Origin of the sequence: Paraburkholderia bryophila, assembly GCF_013409255.1 — a bacterium.
Taxonomy (GTDB): Bacteria; Pseudomonadota; Gammaproteobacteria; order Burkholderiales; family Burkholderiaceae; genus Paraburkholderia.
The window spans coordinates 1,710,628-1,725,197 of record NZ_JACCAS010000002.1; the positions used below are offsets into that span (position 1 = coordinate 1,710,628).

Below are 14,570 nucleotides of genomic sequence, written 5' to 3' on the forward strand. Positions count from 1 at the left end.
CGTTTAACTGTCATCGTCGATTAGCTGGAGAACTGCATGCAAGCATTACAAGGAATCAAGGTCGTCGAATTGAGCCGCGCGTTGTCGGGGCCGTTCTGTTCGATGGTGCTGGCCGATCTCGGTGCGGACGTAATCAAGGTCGAGCCTGGTCCGAGCGGCGACATGAGCCGCACGTGGGGACCGTTCGATCGTGGCGTGAGCACCTACTATCTGTCCTGCAACCGCAACAAGCGCGGCGTGTGCATCGACTTCCGGCAGCCGGAAGGGCTGGCCGCGATTCATCGACTGATCGACGGCGCCGACGTGGTGATCGAGAACTTCAAGCCTGGCACTATCGACAGCATGGGGTTGGGTTACGACGTGCTGAGCGCGCGCAATCCGCGCCTCGTGATGGGCAGCATCAACGCGTTCGGCGCGGATGGCCCGATGAGCGGCTGGCCCGGTTTCGATCAGATCGCGCAGGGCTATTCCGGCCTGATGAGCCTGACCGGTTTCGCCGATGGCGACCCGACGCGCACCGGCACGGCAATCGGCGACTTGAGCTCCGGCATGTGGCTCGCGATGGCGATTCTCTCCGCGCTACTGGAGCGCGAACGAACCGGCCGCGGCCAGCACGTGAGCACGTCGCTGCTGGCGAGCCTGGTGGGATTGCTGAGCGTGCATGGCCAGCGCTATTTGAGCCTCGGCGACATTCCGCGCCGCACGGGCAACGCGCATTCGGTGATTGCGCCGTATGGCGTATTCGAAACCGCTGATGGTCCGCTGAACCTTGCACCGATCACCTCCGACATGTGGCTACGCCTGTGCCAACTGCTCGACCTGCCTGCGCTACCGGACGACGCGCGATTCGCGACGAACGAAGCGCGCGTCGCGCATCGCGACGAATTGAAGTCGATGCTGGAAGCGCGCTTGAAGACGCGCGGCAAACGCGAGTGGACGGAGCTGTTCATTGCCGCGGGTTTACCGGCCGGCCCGATCAACACGTTGGACGAAGTATTCGCCGACCCGCAGGTCCAGCATTGCGGGCTGGTTGAAACGCTTGAGCATCCAACGCTCGGTGCGTTGCGCCAGGTGGTGACACCCGTGACGAGTTCCACCGAGGCGGGCGAACTGGCGAAGCACACGAGCCGCCACGCACCGCCGGCGCTGGGCGAACATACGGTCGACGTATTGCGCGAAGCCGGTTTCGACACAACCGCGATCGACGCGCTGCTCGCGACCAAAACCGTGCATCAAACGGGCGACTATTATTCGCAGCAGAGGGCATTGGAACGCGCTGCGGGGGTGACGCAATGAGCACGACGGAAGCGGGAGCATTTTCGGTAACGGCCGACATAGTGGACGAGCGAATCGCCCGTTTGACGTTCAGTTATCCGACACGAAGAAACGCGCTCAGCGCGGGGCTATTGGAGCAGATGGACGCAAGGCTGGTCGACCTGGCCGCGCAGCGGATCCCGGTGGTGATATTAGGCACGGACGTTGGCCAGGACGTCTGGAGCGCGGGTCACGACCTGGGCGAATTGGCACACGACCGCGACCCGATTGCTTATGGCAAGCCGCTTGAGAAGGTTTTGCGTCGCGTGCGAGCTTACCCGGGCGTGGTGATCGCGTTGGTGTCGGGTTCCGCGTGGGGCGGCGCGGTGGATTTGGCGATGAGTTGCGACATGGTGATTACGGACGGGAGCGCGCGTTTTGCGATGACGCCGGCGAACATAGGATTGCCGTACACGACGAGCGGTTTGCTGCGTTTTTTCAACAACGTGCCGATTCACGTATTGAAGGAGATGTTCTTCACGGCGCAGCCGCTCGATGCTGCGCGAGCGGAGCGGTTTGGCGTGATCAACCGTTTGGTGGACAGCGACAAACTGGAGGCGACGGCACTTGAAATAGCGCGCGGCATAGCGGCCAAAGCGCCGTTGGCGATCCAGGCGGTGAAGGAGCAATTGCGAATCCTTGAAGACATGCAGCCGATGCCCGTGCAGGCGATGGAGCAGATAGCGGAGTTGCGTCGACGGGTGTGTGAGAGCGCGGATTTCGGGGAGGGGCTCGTGGCGTTTTCGGAGAGACGTGCGCCGGTGTTTGGGGGAAGGTGAGGGTTTTCGGGAGAGGCTAAGGCGCTCGAACAAACCATTGGTGAGCTTTTTCGGGAGTGGAAAGAGGGCGGCCCGAATGGTCACTGTGGACTGTCGGCGAGTCGGGAGAGATCGAGTCGCCCTAGACTGCCAGCAAACCTCAACCGCGTTGAACGCCAATCCGCGAGCGCCTGAATCCGTTGTTGCTGCGCGTTTGCCAGTGCGGTTTGCGCATTGAGCAGTTCCAGAATGTTCCCGACGCCTGCCTGATACCGGCGCTGAGTTGCCAAAAATGAGCGCTGTGCAATATCGAACAGCGCGGCACTGTCCTCGACACCATTCATCGAGACCTGAACTGCCTGATAGCTGTTCCACACTTCCAAACCTACCTCCTGGCGCGTCTCGTCGAGTGTGTCTTGCTGGCGTTCGAGTTGGGCTTGCGTCTGCCGCACCTGGTACGTCCGGTTGAAGCCTTCGAAGAAGGGAATGGTGATCTGTACCCCGACATACCAGTCGCGCCCGGTTGCCGGGAATTGCGCGGCGCCGAGACCGAGGCTGGCGGGCTGGTTGTTGCGGCTGTATTTCGAAACGAGGATGAGATTGGGTAGACCCTGTGCGCGTGTCTCGTCCATTCTCGCCGCCGCTGCTTCGACCTGCGCCTGCGCGGCGAGTACGGCCGGATGGGTGCGGCGCGCATCCTCCATCAGTTCGCCAATTGAATGCGAGAAAGCTGCATCCGGCTTCACGCCGTCCGCGACCGCGGGCAACTGTAGCGGCGTATCGGGCGGCAGCGCGAGATCTGCAGCGAGCGTGCCGATTGCCGTCTTCCATGCGCCACGCGCCTTATTGCGGCTCAGGACCGCCTGGATGTATGCGGTCTGGGCCTGAAGCGCATCGGATATCGGTGCAATGCCTCGTTCGACACGTGCCGTGGATGCTTTCGCGCTCTCACTGGCCATGTGTTCGATATCGAGCGCCGCCGTGACTGCACCGGCCGCCGCCTGTGCTGTGTAGTAGTCTTTTGCGACTGTGACAAAGAGGCCCTGCAGCGTCGCATCCTGCGTCGACCGGGCGGCAGCCAGCAGCGCCGACGCGTGCCTGACCGCGGCCGCCCGCACGCCAAAATCATAGAGCGTCCAGTCCAGCGAGACGCTTTCCGAATTGACGCCGGAAGCATTGGCGGAACTGAGTGTTGGGTGCCCCGTCACATCGGTGGTCGACTGGTCGCGCACCCGTTGAGCCGTGGCAGATACGGTTGGCAGGTAGCCCGAACGTGCCATGCCGAGAGCCGCTGCCTGTGCCTTCACATCAGCCCATGCAGCACGCGTTTTGGGATTGCCGCACAGCGCGCGCTCAACCGCTTCGGCCAGCAGGAACGGGTTGCCGGGCGTACCAAACACGCAGCCGTCTGCGGCCGGTGCGATAGCGCCAGCCGCTGTCGTCGGGATTGATGCTTCAGTCCTCAGAACATCGAAAGCCTGGACCTCAGGCGATACCGTGAGCCATGTGGCGAGGGTTGCCGCGATGAATGGTCTAGCGCTCACGCATGCTCTCCTGCATACCTTCGACCAACGGCCCGAGGAAGTACCCAGCGACGCTGCGCCTGCCAGTTTTGATATCGGCGCTCACTTCCATGCCGGGTGTCAGCGTGATCCATCTGTTTTCGACATGCAGCCTGTTGGCGGTCAGTCGGATTCGGACCGGAAACGCCAGACCGGACTTCCGATCCTGCACGGCATTGTTCGAGACTGACACGACCGTGCCGGTGATGAAACCGTAGCGCGTGTACGGGAACGCTTCGACCTTGACGGCGGCTGTCTGGCCGACTTCGATGAACCCGACATCCCGATTTTCCAGTTGCGCCACCACTTCCAAATTGTCGTCCGGCACAATTTCCATCAGCGACTGGGCGGTGGTGACGACGCCACCCAGCGTATGCGTGGTTAGCACCTGAACGGTTCCTGCCACCGGCGCGGTCAGACTGAGCAATCCTTGGCGCGTCTGCGCTTTGGTGGCTTCATCACGGGTTTGGGCGACCTGCTGTGTGGCCTTCTCCAGCTCGTCGAGCTGGTCATGCCGGAACTTCGAAGCGGCCGTCGCAATCTGGGCGCGCTGGCCCGCTATGCCGGCCGCGAGTTCGCGAACGTGACTCCGCTGCGCAGCCAGTTCATGCTCCTGGCTAAGCGCTGTCGCCTCCCTGTCGAGATAGTCACCTCTCGCAACGTACTTCTCGCCCGCGAGCGTCCGGTACTCATCGGCCTGTTCGCGCGCGAGCGGTGCGGTGGCGTGGAGCCTGGCGACCTGCTGCCGGGTGCTGTCAAGTCCAGCCTCCTGTTTGCGCAGTTCGGCGCGGGCGCTATCCATTGCGTCCTGATACTCAAGGTATGCGCCCTCAGCCTGTCGCTGAGCCGCCAGCACGCGGTACTGCGGCGCACCTTCGACGGACTCGATCAGCGGTACATGATGATCACGCTGCGCGGCGAGCAACGCGGTTGCCCGTGCAATGGCGAGTTCGGCATCGAGCTTTGCGGAGTTTGCTTTGTGCGCGTCGGCGGCTGCCTGTGTGGTGTCGAGTTTCACCAGCAGTTGCCCCGCCGTGACCCGCTGCCCGTCTCGCACGAGAATCTCGCGCACCACGCCAGTCATCGCCGGCTGGATGACCTTGACGCGTTCGTTGGGGACGAACTTGCCCTTCGCCGTTACCACGATATCGAGTCGGCCGACGACGCCGACGAGCAGAACCAGCGTCACCAGTAGAACCAGCATGCGCATGGTCCAGCGTGGTGCGGGATGAAGCGGCGTTTCGGCCAGTTCAAGCTGCGCGGGTAAGAATGCGAGTTCGTGAGCCTCGCGCTCCGGCGCGTCGAATTGGTGGCGGATGCTCCAGGCACTGCGGAATATCGCTGCGTAGCGGGCAATCAGGTCGCCAGCGGCCTGCAATCGCATAAACCTCATGATTGAGCGTCCTGCAGCGAGACCAGATGGGCGTAATAGCCGTCGCGCGCGAGCAATGATGTGTGGTTGCCCTGCTCGACGATTCGGCCCCGGTCCATTGAGATAATCTGGTCGGCGAGCCGGACTGCCGTCAGCCGGTGCGCGATGATAATGACCGTCCGTCCCGCACACATGGCCCTCATGTTGGACTGGATTACCCGCTCGGTTTCGAAGTCGAGCGCACTGGTCGCCTCGTCGAAAATCAGGATGCGTGGGTTAGTGAGCAACGCGCGTGCAATCGCCAGGCGTTGTCGTTGCCCTCCGGACAGGTTCGAGCCGCGTTCATCGATGAGCGCATCGTAGGCTTGCGGCATCTCGCAGATGAATTCGTGCGCGCCGGCGAGTGTCGCCGCGCGGATGACCGCTTCGAGCGGCGCGCCGGGATCACTCAACGCGATGTTCTCGCGGATCGAACGGTTGAAGAGCACGTTCTCCTGGAGCACCACGCCAATCTGGCGTCGCAACCAGGACGGGTCGGCAAGCGCGAGATCGATACCGTCGATGCGCACCGTTCCCTGTTCAGGAACGTAGAGACGTTGCAGCAGTTTCGTCAGTGTGCTTTTGCCTGATCCCGAACGTCCAACGATGCCGACCACCTGGCCAGCTCTGATATGGAGGGAAAGGTTATCGAGAATCGGTGGCCCGTCGATACGATAGCGAAAGCGCGCGTTTTCGAAGCTGATTTCACCTTTGAGTGCGGGGAGCGCCTGAACGGTCGGCGGCAGTTCGGTCCGCGCGTTCAGAATGTCGCCCAGCCGGCTCATCGAAATGCCGACCTGCTGGAAGTCCTGCCATAGCTGAGCAAGCCGCAGGACGGGCCCGCTGACGTGTTGCGCCATCATGTTGAAGGCGATCAGTTGACCGACCGTCAACTTGCCGTCGATGACCTGCCGGGCACCAAAGAACAGGGTGCCCACCGTCACCAGCTTGCCGACCAGCTGGATAAGCTGCTGCCCTGCATTGCCTAGCGAGCTGACGCGAAACCCCGCCGCGACGTAGGCCGCGAGCTGCGTTTCCCAGCGTTTGATGAACTGTGGCTCGACCGCCATCGCCTTGACGGTTTCCATACCGGACACCGCTTCAACAAGGAAGGACTGGTTGTCGGCACCGCGCGCGAACTTCTCATTCAGACGCGCGCGCAGTACGGGGACGAGACCCGCCGAAATCGTGGCGTAGACGGGCAGCGAAAGAGCGACGATCACCGTCAGCCAGAAGCTGTAAAGGCACATCACGCCAAGAAAGACGAACGAAAATGTCAGATCGACAAACGCGGTAAGCGCCTGGCCGGTGAGGAAATTCCTGATGCTTTCCAGCTCCCGCACCCGGGCTACCGTATCGCCGACACGGCGCGCACCGAAATAGGCCAATGGGAGCGATACAAGATGCCGGAAGAGCCGCGCACCCAGTTCGATATCGATCCGGTTTGTCGTATGTGTGAAGACATAGTTGCGCAACCCGGTGAGCAGGACTTCGAAGACTGAACTGGCCAGTAGCGCAACACACACGACGTTAAGTGTGCTGTAGGTACGATTGACCAGCACCTTGTCCATTACCACCTGGAACATGAGTGGCGAAACCAGTCCGAACAATTGCAGAATCACCGAGACAAGCAGCACTTCGAGAAGCAGTCGCCGGTATTTGACGATTGCCGGAATGAACCAGGAGAAGTCGAAGCGGGCCAGACTGCCGGCCAGCGACGCGCGGGAGGTGAACAGCAGCATACGACCGCCCGAGCGGGCCATGACCTGTGCGGGTGAGCTCACCGACATCGTTTCGGCGCCGCATTCGAGCAGCATGGCGCGCGTTACGTCGCAGGCCGCCAGCACACAATGTCGCCCCGAACTGTCGAGCAGCAGGGCCGGTAGTGGCGTCGTGACAAAGCGGGTTTGGCTCACGGTGATTGCGCGCGCTTTCAGGCCGAGTGAGCGCGCTGAAAGAATCAGGTCCTGTTCGCCGAAGCGTTGTGTATTTAGCGCTGCTGCATGCCGGATCTGATCCGGCTCCGCCGCGATACCGTGAAGGCGGGCGATCAGTACGAGCGCCGCCAGGCCCGGATCGGCGGCGACGGTCTCTAGTCTTGCTGTCACGTCTGATACCTTGGTGCTGGCCCGTGCGACGGGCGTGGTTGCTGGTCAGTCTTGCGGCCGTTGCGCCTGAGACGGCGCGAGCGGGGGTGACAGGTGTCTGCCTGCGTGGCCGCACGTCATGCCGGTGCGTTCAAAAAGAGTCAGTGATGCAGGCTGCCGGGTGTCGCAGCCAGGAAGGTCGGAACGGTGCTTGCCGGCGTGCCCAAGAATGCCGGATCGAATCCGGCATCAGAATCGGTGAAGGTGGCCATCGCCTGGATTAAATGATTAACCTGGGCGCTCAGGGGCGTATTTCCTGCAGACACCCCGGTTACAGCCACCGCTCCCAGGTGGCTGCCTGTTGCCGCCATCTGGAGTAGCTGTTGCCGTGTCCACGTCGTGCCGTCCGAAAACTCGACCGTCTGCACGCCAAAGCCGTTGCTGCCCAGTTCGCCGTCCAGGGTGATCTGGTCACCGGCAACGCCGTCGGTCAGCACAATGCCCAAATTGTTTGTTCCCTTCACCGTGACCGATGACGCGGTGATCCCGGCGCCGAGTTTCAGAACGTTGTGAGGCGTGGCGGAGTTGTCGGTTTCGGCGATTTCAAGTTTTCCGTAGCCGGCGTTGAAGATAAACGTGTCTCCGCCTCCGCCGCCCTCAACGTAGTCATTCCCACCTCTGCCGTCGAATATTTCCGCGCCAATGGTGCCGTACAACGCGTCGTTACCTGTGGTGCCGGTAGTTGCCATCTGGAGCAGTTGCTGCCGCGTCCAGACTGTATTGTCAGAAAACCGTACTGCCTGCACACCCATTGAGTTGAAGAGCATTCCCAGGTCCAGCGTGATCTGGTCGCCGGCAATGGCGTCCGTCAGCACCATACTGGCGCCACTCGTGCCGCGCACCGTGACGGAAGCGTTGCTGATTCCCGGACCAAGCTGAAGTACGTTATAAGGACCGCTGCTGTTGTCGGACTCGTAGATTTCCAGCTTTCCGTAGCCCGCGTTGAAGATAAACGTATCGCCACCGCCGCCGCCCACCACGTAGTCGTTGCCACCCCGACCGTCGAACACCTCCGCGGTTGAGGTGCCATAAAGGGTGTCGTTGCCTGCTGTGCCGCAGAGAGCTGCGACCTGGATCAACTGTTGTCTCGTCCACGTCGTGCCATCCGCAAACTGCACTACCTGTACACCCTGTCCGCCGTCGCGCATTTCTCCGACCAGCGTGATCTGGTCGCCTGCAATGCCGTCTGTCAGCACCAGATCGCAGTTACTCAAGGCCTTCGCTTTTATCGATGACGGGTCGACGCCCTGACCAAACCGCAGCGTATTGGCCGGCGCGGCGGAGTTCGGGTCGCGTTCACGAATTTCCACAGCACCGTCACCGGCCGAGTAAGTGAAAATATCGTTGCCCGGCAACTGGCCCGCCGGGTTATTGCCGGCGTGGTCCCCGATCAGCAAACTGACTCCCGGGCCCGCGTAAAAATCTTGGTACGTCGTGGCACCCGTTTCCTGAATTCGGCCCGCCCCGTCGAAACTGATCTGCAGTCCGGATGCAATGGCGTTAGCAACCGACGCGACCGTGTCGTTCGTCGCTGCCGCTACGTATTTCTCGAACAGGGAGGCAGGCATACCCATGTCGAGTCGCGCTGCGTCGGCGACGCGCAAGATCAGGTCCCACGACCCCAAATTCGCCGCGGTAATTGCGCCGAGACGCTGGAAAACGGAGGCTATCGCGGGAGCGAGTGTCGCCGCTGCCTGGACCGTATCGCTGGCGGCGTCATATCTGAACTCGGGAGCTATGCTTGCGGCCGCCGGTGACTGCAGAACAAGCCGCGCCAGTGCTGCGTCGTACAGGTCGTTCCACGCGAGTTGCACATAGGCCGCTGCCCTGATTCCGGGATTGACACCGTCACCCGTGGTATTGAATGGGCGGCCGAGATACCGTTCGACGAAGCCGAGCTGGCGTGCGTCGATCATGTCGCCGCGTGACTTGGGGGCGACCTGACTCACCCCAGCCCACTGGAAGAGAATTGCCTCTGCTGCTGCTTTCAGACTGGAAGGGATTGTGTCAGCCGGCAGGCCAACGAACGCCTGAACCCGTTCCTGCAATCCCGGATCGAGCGTCATGGCTGAGCGCAAATCGCGCAACGTTCCCGCGCCAGCCATCTGCGGAAGCGCTGCGGCGATAGCGGTCACCTCAACGGGCGTTACCGGTTTGGTGTTCATGGTGCTGTTGGAAAACCACGCGTCGGCGATTTCGTGCGTGGTGCCATCCGCCAGCGTATAGCTGCTGATCGAACTGATGCTGTTGCCGGCGATCGTTTGATGCACCGCGGTGGCATTCAGGCTGATAGAAACAATGCCGAGATCGGCAAGCGTGTAAAGCTCGCCGGGATCAGTCATGCCGTTTCCGTTGGCATCGACCCAGACTCGCAGGCTTGCGAATGCGGAGTCGGACGCGTTGATAACGTTGTCGTGGTTGGTGTCGAGCGGGCGAAGAATGTCGAAACCGTCGGTCGTTGCGTTGCCGAATAACTGCGTGATATTCGTGACGGCCCGGTTATCCGGATCGAAACAGAGAAGACCCATTCCGGTACCGATCCAGCCCGTCTGACGAGCGAAGCCGTTGTTGGTCAGATCGAAGTAAGGAGAGCTTGTGTTGAGTGGCGTCAGGTTGATTCCCGAGCCAGTCAGATCGAGAACCAGCGGGCTGATTTGAGGGTAACTTTCCTCGTACTTGCGCATTGCGGCACCGCCCGCGCCGGATTCGGGTGTCGTTCCGTTGGTGCCAGGCGCACCGATTTGAGTAGAGCTCGACTGGCCACTAGTGCCGGACTGGGATGCGATGCTGTCAAGCAGATGGCTGATGCTGTTCGCTGCATCTCTGACTGCATCTACAACTGCATTGGTTGCGGACAGCACGAACAAGCCCGCCGCGGAAGAAATCGTAAGGCCGAGACTTATTAGAGGCGCCGCCGCTGCGGCGCCGATGACACCAGCAGCGCTCAACCCATCGGCAACGCTAACGATTATTGCGCCCGCTGAATTAATGACCGCGGCAAAATTACTTGTCAGACCTAAGCCGGTTGAGCTAATTGCCCCGCGGTCTCCCGATGTGACAGCTGCGTTGTAACTGGATAACGCTGTAGACAGGTTGCTTACCTGTCCGGGCAGGGTATTAATCGACGTCAACGCCGCGCCGCCAACGCCGGCGGCCGTGCTGAACTTTGATAGAGTTTCGCTATTGATGAGTGTGCTTTGCTGACTAGCAATCGCCGAGGCGGCGCCCGCGGCAGCTTGTACCATGTCTATTTTTGCCTGCTGCTGAGTCGCTGCTGTATTCGCTGATCGGCTTTCAGTCACGGCCCCGACTCCCGTTTCCACGACGCCGACGAGCGAATTAATAAAGTTAATTAATGTAGGGATAATGTCAGCGGTTGTGGTTATTTGACTCATCTTGTATTGATCAAGTAGATAATATAAAAATCCACCATTAATCTGAATAATCAGGCGGAGAATGCCACGATGTTAAAAATTCGCTTGTCCATCTTTCCCAGTCAGAAGTAGTCGGGCCATATACCCGCGGTACGGTTCTGATAGTGATGCGCTTTGAGAATAGAGAGTTTGAATTGTTGCGCAGGCCTTGTGATCGCTCGCAGTACGTAACCCTGCTAACTCGAGAAGAAATGACTGCGATCGGTCGCCAGGAAGCGATGTCGCAAGATTCAAAATTGCCTGCTTCGCATGTTCCTTTGTCAAGGTTACCGCAGGCAAATTATTGAGTTGAGCTTCGATAGCAGCCCTGTTCGTTGCAAACCAGGTCTTTGCTTCTGCATCGCTAAACAAATCCATGACCGGGTATGCATGAGGACCAAGGTCCGACAGGGACAGTTCCCCTCTTAGAAGACTGCTGCAAACCTTGTCATCCAAAGAATTCAGTATTTTTGCAAGAACTGGCAAATCCTCTTCCAGCAGAGCAGTCGGTAATCGCGCCATCCCTTTAGCCACCAATTGGCCAAGAGCTATCGAATGTTCAAATGATCCTGTCGTCCCACGTGCAATGTCTAGATTTTTGCCTGTCATTAACCAATGATGATATTTTTCAGCCTCACGGTATGCGGGTGACGATGCCGGGAACGGGTTTCCCCAGCCATTCGCTGTCGAGTTCGAAGCCGTCGTTATCTCCTCTCTTGACTCGAGAGCTACTTGGCGGTGGTTCACCGCCACTGCGCACATAATGGCACTTGTGCCGATAACCGTGGCCCACATCATTCTGGATAGTTTAAGCATTGAGTACGAAAACTTATTTTTGTGATGTTTAGAGTAATCGGCAAATTAAGTAAGGGCCGAATTATATTGAGATGCTCACGAATCTGACTATCAGGCGGGTTAAGAACAGTCCGAATTGCCGCCGACACATCCCGGTCGCCCATCTCTCCACCTTCATCATTCTTTCGGTGGGAGGTCTTCGTATCGGCGAGTCAAGCCGCTGGGCTTTCTCCCTGATACAAGCATTCTGGCAATGGCTCCGCGATAGGGCTCAGGCAGCGAAGATCCATGGGAAAAGATCGTTCGGACCGTCTCACAGGTTTTTTCCGCGCTCTCCGAGCGCAGATTTTCGACGCTCACTAGAAATGATTTGGCCTCGTCGGGCGAAAGTGATTCTGCGATCTTAATAACACCGGCTCCTGCGTCGGCCGTCGAAACTGGAATAATAGGGAGATTGTCGAGTTGCGCATCAATTGCGGCTTTTTCAATTAAAAATAATTTTTTAGCGTCGGCCTTGTCTAGCGAAGCAATGACCTGGTAGGTGTAAGGAGTCAGCCCAGCTAAATTCATCTCTCCCGTCACGAGATTTCCGCATGCCGTGTTATCGAGCGAGCCCACTACTTTCTCTATAAAAGGCATATACCCTTCAAGCAAGTCGGTCGGCAGTCGTGCCATTCCCTTTGATGTCAATTGTCCAAACAATTTTCTCCGATCAACCCCGCCTGCGTTGCTGGCAACCTGCAGCTTCCTGTTGTGCATTATCCAATCACGGAATTCCAGAAATTCGCGATGCGCAGGCGACGAAATAGGGAATGGATTCCCTTCTTCATCCGGTGAAACATTCACTACCGCCTTCGGTTCCCGCGGCGTGTGTGTCGCCCAAAAGTGCTGCAGGCCCCCCACGCTTTTGATGGCGAAATTTAAGATAGCTAACATCAGAATCAACCCAGATATTCTAAACATTAAGATATGCCAGGCAATACATCTAGAGATGGAGAGAGATTATGTTGCATTGCTTATTAAGATGTCTATCGGACGCGTTGAGACAAATCTGAATCGCGGCGATCGCGCGCCATTGCCTTGAATGAGTTTGCCGCCGGGTTGCACGTTCGAGCAGGCGGATGGGTAGACGTCGGCCTCCATCGCCCCTATAATCCCCTCATCGCAAATGTGAAATCGCAGAAAAAGAAGTCAAGTTGGAAGGGGTTAATTGCAAACAGAAACATATTGCACTGACCTTGTCGCTGGTAAAAACTGGCGTACTTAAAGGGACTCACAATCCCATCGGAAAAGCGGCTCAAAGCTGCTATCCAAACTTCATCGAAGGATCTGGCACCAGTATTGCTACCAAGCTAACTGGCAACAGCCACCGAGAGCGAAAAAACCCGCCCTCGCGCCGGAGGCACCCAACAAAACCTCCAGGCACCCTCGGTTCACCTCGCGGCTCCAAGCCTCGTCCCGAACTTCCATTCGCAGCGTCAACAAAGACGCCTGTGCAGCGTGGCTATTCCCGCACGCTGCTCGAACAAGGAGGCGCATCTTCATGATCGAACGTCCTGCCAGACTGATTGGCAGTCTTGTCGCCATCGCCGCAGTCATCGCGTTGTTATGCCGCGCGATCGACCCCAACGCACTGCACCAGTACGCCCCGGACCTCGTCTACTACACGAAGCGGCACCTACTGCTAGTCGCCTACTCGATGGCGCTGGCCCTACTAGTCGGCATCCCTTCCGGAATACTGCTAAGCCGTCCCGCTTTCGCGCGTCACGCCGAACGCTTCATGCAGATCTTCAACATCGGCAACACAGTGCCATCGTTAGCCGTGCTGGCGATCGCGCTCGGCATCTTCGGCATCGGCGATATTCCCGCGCTCGTCGCACTATTTCTCGCGTCGTTGCTGCCGATCACACGCAACGCCTATGAAGGCATGAAAAACGTCTCCCCCGCGCTGCGTGAAGCCGCACGCGGCCTCGGCATGACGGGCTGGCAGTCGCTGTTGCGCGTCGAGTTGCCGAATGCGATGCCGATCATCATCGGCGGCGTGCGGACGGCGCTTGCGATCAACGTCGGCAGCGCACCGCTCGCGTATCTGATCGGTGCAGATAGCCTCGGCACACTGATTTTCCCCGGCATTTATCTGAACAATCAGCAACAGCTTCTACTCGGCGCCGCAGCCACTGCGATTCTCGCGCTGGTGCTCGACGGCATCGTCTCAGCCGGCAGCCGCTATCTGCTTGCACGACGCGGGGTGACCGCATGATCGCTTTGTTTAAACGCCGCACTGCGCTAACCAGCCGCCTGATCGCCGCCAGCGCCATCCTGTTCACGAGCCTGCACGCAAACGCAGCCACCCTGGTTCTCGGTGGAAAAAATTTCACTGAGCAATACGTTCTTACCGAGATCACGTCGCAGTACCTGCGCTCGAAGGGCTACACGATCGACGCACGCACCGGCCTCGGCAGCACGTTGCTGCGCAGTGCGCAGGAGAACGGCCAGGTCGACATCACGTGGGAATACACGGGCACGGCGGCGATCGTCTACAACAAGATCACCGAGAAGCTCGATCCGAAGACCATGTACGAACGCGTGAAAGCGCTCGACGCGAAACGCGGCCTCGTGTGGCTCGACTGCTCGCCGTTGAATAACACGTACGCGCTCGGCTTGCCGCAGCAGGTGGCGCAGCAAACCGGCATCCGCACGATCTCGCAACTCGCCGCGAAGCTCGCTGCCGAGCCGAACAAGAAGCACGTATTCGCGATGGATGCCGAGTTCGCCAATCGTCCAGACGGTTTGAAGCCGCTCGAAGCCGCATATGGCATGCACTTTAGCCGCGAGGAAACCCGTCAGATGGATCCGGGCCTCGTCTACACCGCGTTGCATAACAACCAGGTGCCGATCGGTCTGATCTATACGACGGACGGCCGCGTGAAGGGCTTCAACATCGTGCCGCTCGAAGACGATCGCCACTACTTCCCCGCGTACAACGCGACGCCGGTGGTGCGCAAGACGACGCTCGACCAGAACCCGCAACTCGCGACGCAGCTCAACGCGCTCTCCGACGCGCTGAACAACGACACCATGCTAGAGATGAACAAGCAGGTCGACATTGACGGCAAGCCGGTGCGCGAAGTCGCGGCGGAATTCCTGCGCACGCACAAGCTGCCCTGAGC

The 14,570-nt window shown here is 59.4% G+C and carries 10 protein-coding genes; 4 read left to right on the forward strand and 6 right to left on the reverse strand.

What is annotated here, in order from left to right; translation table 11 throughout:
- Positions 1-36 precede the first annotated feature (36 nt).
- Positions 37-1,296 carry a CaiB/BaiF CoA transferase family protein gene (locus tag GGD40_RS28790; RefSeq protein WP_179745947.1) on the forward strand — a complete coding sequence of 420 codons (1,260 nt, stop codon included), beginning with the start codon at positions 37-39 and terminating at the stop codon, positions 1,294-1,296.
- A complete protein-coding gene (gene scpB / locus GGD40_RS28795; protein ID WP_179745948.1) occupies positions 1,293-2,093 on the forward strand; it encodes a methylmalonyl-CoA decarboxylase in 801 nt (266 codons plus the stop codon). The genes GGD40_RS28790 and scpB overlap by 4 nt, the downstream gene beginning before the upstream one ends.
- Positions 2,094-2,173: 80 nt before the next feature.
- On the opposite strand, the gene GGD40_RS28800 is transcribed toward scpB, so the two are convergent.
- The 6 genes from GGD40_RS28800 to GGD40_RS28825 form a co-directional block, all read right to left on the reverse strand.
- Positions 2,174-3,616: a TolC family protein gene (locus tag GGD40_RS28800; RefSeq protein ID WP_179745949.1), complete on the reverse strand. Its 1,443-nt coding sequence runs from the start codon at positions 3,614-3,616 to the stop codon at positions 2,174-2,176.
- Entirely contained in the window at positions 3,606-5,027 is a 1,422-nt protein-coding gene (locus GGD40_RS28805; protein WP_179745950.1) for an HlyD family type I secretion periplasmic adaptor subunit, read from the reverse strand. The genes GGD40_RS28800 and GGD40_RS28805 overlap by 11 nt, the downstream gene beginning before the upstream one ends.
- Positions 5,024-7,153, reverse strand: a complete 2,130-nt coding sequence (locus GGD40_RS28810) for a type I secretion system permease/ATPase (RefSeq protein WP_373565374.1) — start codon at positions 7,151-7,153, stop codon at positions 5,024-5,026. The genes GGD40_RS28805 and GGD40_RS28810 overlap by 4 nt, the downstream gene beginning before the upstream one ends.
- A 140-nt stretch (positions 7,154-7,293) precedes the next feature.
- Positions 7,294-10,587, reverse strand: a complete 3,294-nt coding sequence (locus tag GGD40_RS28815; RefSeq protein ID WP_179745951.1) for a calcium-binding protein — start codon at positions 10,585-10,587, stop codon at positions 7,294-7,296.
- Positions 10,588-10,659: 72 nt separating this feature from the next.
- Positions 10,660-11,421, reverse strand: coding sequence for a hypothetical protein (locus GGD40_RS28820; protein ID WP_179745952.1), 762 nt, complete (start codon positions 11,419-11,421; stop codon positions 10,660-10,662).
- Between the two features lie 156 nt (positions 11,422-11,577).
- A complete protein-coding gene (locus GGD40_RS28825) occupies positions 11,578-12,345 on the reverse strand; it encodes a hypothetical protein (RefSeq protein WP_179745953.1) in 768 nt (255 codons plus the stop codon).
- A gap of 598 nt (positions 12,346-12,943) precedes the next feature.
- Here GGD40_RS28825 and GGD40_RS28830 point away from each other — a divergent pair.
- Together GGD40_RS28830 and GGD40_RS28835 are read left to right on the forward strand one after the other, a co-directional pair.
- On the forward strand, positions 12,944-13,660 hold the full coding sequence (locus GGD40_RS28830) for an ABC transporter permease (protein WP_179745954.1): 717 nt from the start codon (positions 12,944-12,946) through the stop codon (positions 13,658-13,660).
- Complete coding sequence (locus GGD40_RS28835) at positions 13,657-14,568, forward strand: glycine betaine ABC transporter substrate-binding protein (RefSeq protein WP_179745955.1); 912 nt, start codon at positions 13,657-13,659, stop codon at positions 14,566-14,568. Before GGD40_RS28830 ends, GGD40_RS28835 begins: the two co-directional genes overlap by 4 nt.
- The last annotated feature ends 2 nt before the right edge of the window (positions 14,569-14,570 follow it).

What these genes read in the sequence shown, in the direction of transcription:
- GGD40_RS28790 (WP_179745947.1), top strand. Translation starts at nt 37, where the DNA reads ATGCAAGCATTACAAGGAATCAAGGTCGTCGAATTGAGCCGCGCGTTG.
- scpB (WP_179745948.1), top strand. Translation starts at nt 1,293, where the DNA reads ATGAGCACGACGGAAGCGGGAGCATTTTCGGTAACGGCCGACATAGTG.
- GGD40_RS28805 (WP_179745950.1), bottom strand. Translation starts at nt 5,027, where the DNA reads ATGAGGTTTATGCGATTGCAGGCCGCTGGCGACCTGATTGCCCGCTAC.
- GGD40_RS28815 (WP_179745951.1), bottom strand. Translation starts at nt 10,587, where the DNA reads ATGAGTCAAATAACCACAACCGCTGACATTATCCCTACATTAATTAAC.
- GGD40_RS28820 (WP_179745952.1), bottom strand. Translation starts at nt 11,421, where the DNA reads ATGCTTAAACTATCCAGAATGATGTGGGCCACGGTTATCGGCACAAGT.
- GGD40_RS28830 (WP_179745954.1), top strand. Translation starts at nt 12,944, where the DNA reads ATGATCGAACGTCCTGCCAGACTGATTGGCAGTCTTGTCGCCATCGCC.
- GGD40_RS28835 (WP_179745955.1), top strand. Translation starts at nt 13,657, where the DNA reads ATGATCGCTTTGTTTAAACGCCGCACTGCGCTAACCAGCCGCCTGATC.